The following is a 5,344-nucleotide window of genomic DNA, read 5'->3' as shown; positions in this document are numbered from 1 at the left end:
CATGCGCTGGCGAAGTGGGGTCATAGGAACCTCCTCCTATGACCACTCACCCTAAACGGCGGACCTTGCTGCGCTAACCACAACTCTCAGTCCGTCGCGCCAGCGACTTCGTTCAAACCGGCTTCGCTGCAAATAGAGTCCGGGGCCGTTTCCCCGAGACCAAATGGACGCGTAGGCGACTAATCGCTCAAGTGGACTGCGGCAGCGAAATGCGCCCCAATGGCGTGATGGGACCCTCCTTGGGCGTTTGAACTAAGTCGCTGGCGCTACGGACGCTGCGGAACGTTCGACAGAAGCTCATTTGATTGCCCATTGACAAAGCTCGACGCGATCGGTCCCGACGATGTTCTCTAATCCACTGATAGGGAGAACCTATCATCTATGGAGCTGAGGCACCTTCGTTATTTCACGGCGGCTGTGAAGTGGAAGGGGTACCGTGAAGCTTCGCGACATCTGTATATAGCCCAGCCTTCGATCAGCGAGGCTGTATCCGATCTTGAGAGTGAACTAAGCGTCAAGCTCTTCTCGCGCGAAGGCCGCGTGGCGCGACTTACTCCGGAAGGTCAGGTCTTCTATGAGGAAGCTCTCAAGACGCTGGCGCAGGCGGAGCGCTCCATTGCAACTGCCCAACGCGCGGCCAAGGGAGAGACTGGCAGGCTGGGGATTGGTTTCATAGGATTTGCCACTTACTCATTTCTCCCGGATCTGCTGCGCAAATACAAGGCCCGTCATCCGGAGGTCACCTTGCGTCTTGAAGAAAATGTGCCTAGCGGTCAAGACCTTGCGTTCGACCGGGGAGAGATCGACATTGGATTTACGCGTCCGCCTTCCGCTGATCGCAGTTCGTCCTATGAGACCCGGCTTTTGTTCCGCGAGCCGTTGGTAGTAGCGCTTCCCAAGACCCGCAGGGTAAAAGCAAAGCGCATCCGCATTGCGGACCTCGCAAGCGAGCGCATCGTCACCTTTCAGCGCGCAAGTTCCCCAGAGGTCTTCGATACGATTATCCGCGTCTGCAACGACAGCGGCTTCTCGCCACGACTGCACAATGAGCTGAACAACATGCACTCGGTGCTCTCTACCGTGGAAGCAGAGGAAGGGGTCGCCATTGTTTCCGCATCGGCCCGCAATCTGCGAGCGGACAACGTCTCCTTCTTCCGGCTGCAGCTCGACGACGTTCGCATTGACTTTGTCGCCACATGGCAGAAGAAGGAACCTTCGATCGCACTGAAGCTGTTCCTCGAGCTGCTCGACGAAGAGTTACCAGCGATCCGGCAGAAAACGCGCTATCTGGACCGATAGGTATTCCCAATCAGTTGATTGGAAGATACGACGAATCACGATCATCCTGCCGCGAATCTTTTACGTTGTACGGCGACAAAAGGCCGTCAGCCAAAAGGAGGCTGGGTGTGGGAAGCAAGCACAAAACAATCATCGTGACGGGAGCATCGCAAGGCATTGGAGCAGGCGTAGTGGAGGCGTTCCTCAATCGCGGCTACAACGTCGTAGCCAACTCACGGACCATTACGAAGTCGGCTGCATTTGCCGAGTCAGCTCAACTTGCGCTAGTGGACGGCAACATCGGCGAGAGCGACGTGACCGCGAAAGTTGTAGAAGTGGCGATCAAGCGATTTGGATCGATTGACGCGCTGGTGAATAACGCAGGAATCTTCTTCACCAGGGCATTCACCGACTATACGGCCGAAGATTTCAAGGGGCTTTCATCTACTAATCTTGAAGGATTCCTCTACGTTACGCAGGGAGCCGTAGAGCAGATGCTTGCGCAGAAGTCTGTTGGCAGCGTGGTCACCATCACCGCGTCGCTTGTGGAGAACCCTATTGCTGGCGTTACCGCTTCGGTACCAATGATCACCAAGGGTGGCCTTGAGGCCGTGACCCGCAGTCTGGCAAGCGAGTACGCAAAGGAGCACGGTCTTTCTCGCGTGCGAGCAGTCTGGCGCACACTCCCTGCATCGCGAGGCCATTCTCAGCAGCAGGGCAGGACACACCGCGCTGACGCGAGGCTTTACAGGCAGACTGGCACGAGGCATCGACAATGAGCTGCTCCAAACGCTGAATCAGCCCGGAGCCGAAATATTGCCATATCCATTGCAAAGAGCTCTTATGCGGAACCTAGCCCTTCCCGCGCAAAAGGCCAGCAGAGCTGAGTTGCTCGCACTGTGGGCCGGACAGAGCGCCAACCTGGCACGATGCCATGGAATCCCAGAGTTGTTGCAGTTCCTTGTGGAAGGCGCGGCGAAGCGAATCAATCCTGTCGAATAGACTCTCTCGCACACGATCAGTTCTCCGTGAAATTCCTACGGATCTGTTTGGGTTCGATAAGTGGGAGTTACCAGTGCGCTCATCGACTGACTGTTTGAATCAATGGAGGTTTCGTTAACCGCAGAAGGCAGATGATTGACCACTTCTTTATCGATGAACCTGAAGTTAGCTAACATCCTGGTCTTCTTGCGCAGTCTCGTCGGGCAGGGATGCTCCCTGCGTCAAGCTAATCGCGAAGGAGCCTCGGTGCGGGAGCGCCGAGACCCCTTCGCGGTCCGCAGTCGCCGGCTAATTGACGGGGACTTTTTTGTAAACCAAGATGGTCGGCCAGAGATTCGTCGGGTCGTTCATCTGGATCAGTTCCGAAGAGGAGATGACCAGCCCCGTGATCACTCCGGGATCCGTCGACGAGCTGAAGGTCCCGTCGGAGTTCACGGTCAAGGACTGGTTGACGGCTTCGTTGCTGCCCTCAGGTGAGCTGTCTTCCGTGCCTGTGATAGTGTCGCCGGCGGATATCGTGGCAACTCCGGTCACCGTATCCCAGCTGCCTGATCCAATTGACGAGATCATCGGGTCCATTGTCCCGAAGTAGTAATTCCCGGCGGTGATCGTGGTCGCCGATTGCGGCACAAGCTGCCCTAGTACTGCGCGTTTGTCCGTGCCAAGCACGAAGCCCGTGTTGGGGCCGGTAAGGTAGTAGACAGGGAGACTCCACGTGTTGATCGAGTAAGAGGATCCACAGTTCGTGCCAATCGTGGTGACCCTGCCATTCGCATCAATGGTGTACGAGCATGTCAGCGATGTTGGGGTCGGGGTTACCCATGTTCCGCCGTCATTTTCATAGAGTTTGGCTGTGTAGTTGGAACCACTGACACTCATGGTTGAGAACTGGGCGACCATACCTGAAGGGCCTGCTCCTGACCCGAAAGAGGCCAGATTGCCAGACAGTGTCAAGGCTCCACTTTGAAGTTGTTCATACCCGACCTCAATCGTCGTTGAAGCGCCGCTTGTGGTGATCTCAATTTCCTGCGTGGGCGACACCTCGTAGGCTGCACGGTTGAGGGAAATACCGCTGAGCGTAGTGGTGAGAGTGTACCGGCCGGTGACTGGGTCAGGTGTGCCGTAGGTGCCGGTAATGCCGCTGTAATTGTGAACAGTGCCCTCGAAATTCGAGTCATACTCGCCGGCTGTGATCTGCCCGCCGCTGCTTATCGTTTTCGTTCCTGCTACAGAAACTCGTACTCCATCAAAGACACCCTTTTGCGCATACACCCAGACCCCCTGGGGTACGGAACTGGAGATCTTCTGCTGGAATAGCTGACCCGAGCCGGCAAAGTAGGCCGGAGAGGGTTCAAATTCCTGGATTGTGCCTTCCGCGTTTCCTGACGTGCTGGGCGGAATGGCGAAGCGTGTTGTAAAGGTGTAGAACGACGTGACAATGGTGGCGCATCCACGGTTGTCCGCGCCCATTGTGTAAGAGCTGCCGGCGGCCGTTACATTGCCTGCCTGAACGCCCACACCGTTACCTCCGATCTGCGCTCCATTGGCATCAACATACCCGGCGGTGATATTTCCACTTCCGTCTGCCGTAAAGGATCCGATAGCCCCAAGGAATCCGTCTGGAGTGTACCCAGTCAAGCTGAAAGCGAACTGCCCCTTCATGGCCGACTCGTTCCCGGTGGGGCAGGCGGCCGAAGCCGTCGTGACGTTGAGGTTGTAGCTCTGATTCTTGCTCTGCGGAGTCGGCGTGCCGGAGTCAGTCAACTTGAGCGAGAACCTGTCCGTTTCGGCTGCCGTCGGCGTGCCAGTGATCTGCCAGCTGGTCCCGGAGCCGGTGATGCTGAGCCAACTCGGCAATGTGGATCCGCTCGCCACTGTCCACGTGTAGGGGGGAGTACCACCGGAGGCGACCAACGCAACGTTGTAAGCACCACCCACAACGGCGTTCGGCAGCGAGGTGGTAATGATGGTCAACGCCGCCGGCGCAATGGTGAGGCTGAGCTGCTGGGTTGCGGAGACGGGTCCCTGTTGACCTTGAGAGGCATCGGTGACCTTCACCGTAAAACTGGGGCTTCCCGCAGCTGTGGGTGTACCGGAGATCCCTCCGGCCGCGTTCAAAGAGAGGCCTGCGGGAAGCGAGGAGCCGGAAGCGAGGCCCCAGGAGAGCGCGCCTGTGCCTCCGGTGGCCTGCAACGTGGTGCTATAAGCAGTCCCGACTGCACCGCCCGCCAGCGAGGTCGTGGTGATGACGGGCGAAGGTGAAATGACCAAAGCCGTCGCTGCCGATTTCGTCGAATCCGCGACAGAAAATGCCTGGACCGCCACCGTCGTGTTCGAAGAAACTGAGGCTGGAGCGTTGTACGTCGCCGCAGAGGTGGTTGCGTTTGTAAACGTGCCGCAGGCGTTTCCACTGCACGTTGTGCCCGACGCCACCCATGTGACGCCCTTGTTTCCTGAGTCGTTGGCAACCGTGGCTGTGAAATTGAGGGTTTGGCCCTGGTCGATGCCGGTCTGCGCCGATGGATTGAGAGAAACGGAAATGGGAGGCGGGGCGATGGTGAGGCTTAGCTGCTGTGTGACAGAGACTGGGCCCTCATGAGCGGTGGACTGATCCGTCACTTTCACGGTGAAGGCCGTGGTGCTGGCGGCGGTCGGCGTCCCGGAGATGGCTCCCGCATTGCTCAAGGTGAGACCTGCAGGCGGCGATGAACCGGATGCCAGGCTCCAGGTGAGAGTGCCCACGCCTCCAGTGGCCTGCAAAGTAGCGCTATAAGCGATGCCGACAGCGCCGCCCGCGAGCGAAGTGGTGGTAATGCTCGGCGCCGGAGAAACAACAACCGTCGATGACATCGCTTTGGTCGTGTCCGTAACCGACGTCGCGACGATTGTTACAGTCATTTTGGCGGAGACTGTTGCCGGTGCCTTGTAGATTGCCGCGGATGTAGTGCCACTGGTGAACGTCCCGCAAGCGGCCCCGGTGCAAGTTGTTCCTGACATACTCCAGGTCACCCCTGCGGCGTTGGAGTCGTTTGTCACGCTCGCGGCGTAACTCAGGGTTTGCCCC

4 protein-coding genes are annotated in these 5,344 nt (G+C 58.0%); 3 read left to right on the top strand and 1 reads right to left on the bottom strand.

Annotated elements, in window-relative coordinates; all coding sequences use genetic code 11:
• Positions 1 to 381: 381 nt before the first annotated feature.
• The 3 genes from WCA10_RS19265 to WCA10_RS19255 all read left to right on the top strand — a co-directional run bounded on the left by WCA10_RS19265 (position 382) and on the right by WCA10_RS19255 (position 2,280).
• Positions 382 to 1,299, top strand: coding sequence for a LysR substrate-binding domain-containing protein (locus WCA10_RS19265; RefSeq protein ID WP_472824143.1), 918 nt, complete (start codon positions 382 to 384; stop codon positions 1,297 to 1,299).
• Between the two features lie 107 nt (positions 1,300 to 1,406).
• Entirely contained in the window at positions 1,407 to 2,057 is a 651-nt protein-coding gene (locus tag WCA10_RS19260; RefSeq protein ID WP_472824142.1) for an SDR family NAD(P)-dependent oxidoreductase, read from the top strand.
• On the top strand, positions 1,966 to 2,280 hold the full coding sequence (locus WCA10_RS19255; RefSeq protein WP_472824144.1) for a nitronate monooxygenase: 315 nt from the start codon (positions 1,966 to 1,968) through the stop codon (positions 2,278 to 2,280). The genes WCA10_RS19260 and WCA10_RS19255 overlap by 92 nt, the downstream gene beginning before the upstream one ends.
• 288 nt (positions 2,281 to 2,568) lie before the next feature.
• Here WCA10_RS19255 and WCA10_RS19250 read toward each other — a convergent pair.
• Positions 2,569 to 5,344 (bottom strand): beta strand repeat-containing protein (locus WCA10_RS19250; protein ID WP_472824141.1); only part of this gene is annotated, 2,776 nt, incomplete at its 5' end.

Origin of the sequence: Occallatibacter sp. (genome assembly GCF_049582745.1) — a bacterium.
Lineage (GTDB): Bacteria > Acidobacteriota > Terriglobia > Terriglobales > Acidobacteriaceae > Telmatobacter.
Note: the sequence above shows the minus strand (reverse complement) of the source record. Positions and strands in the feature narration are given on the sequence as shown.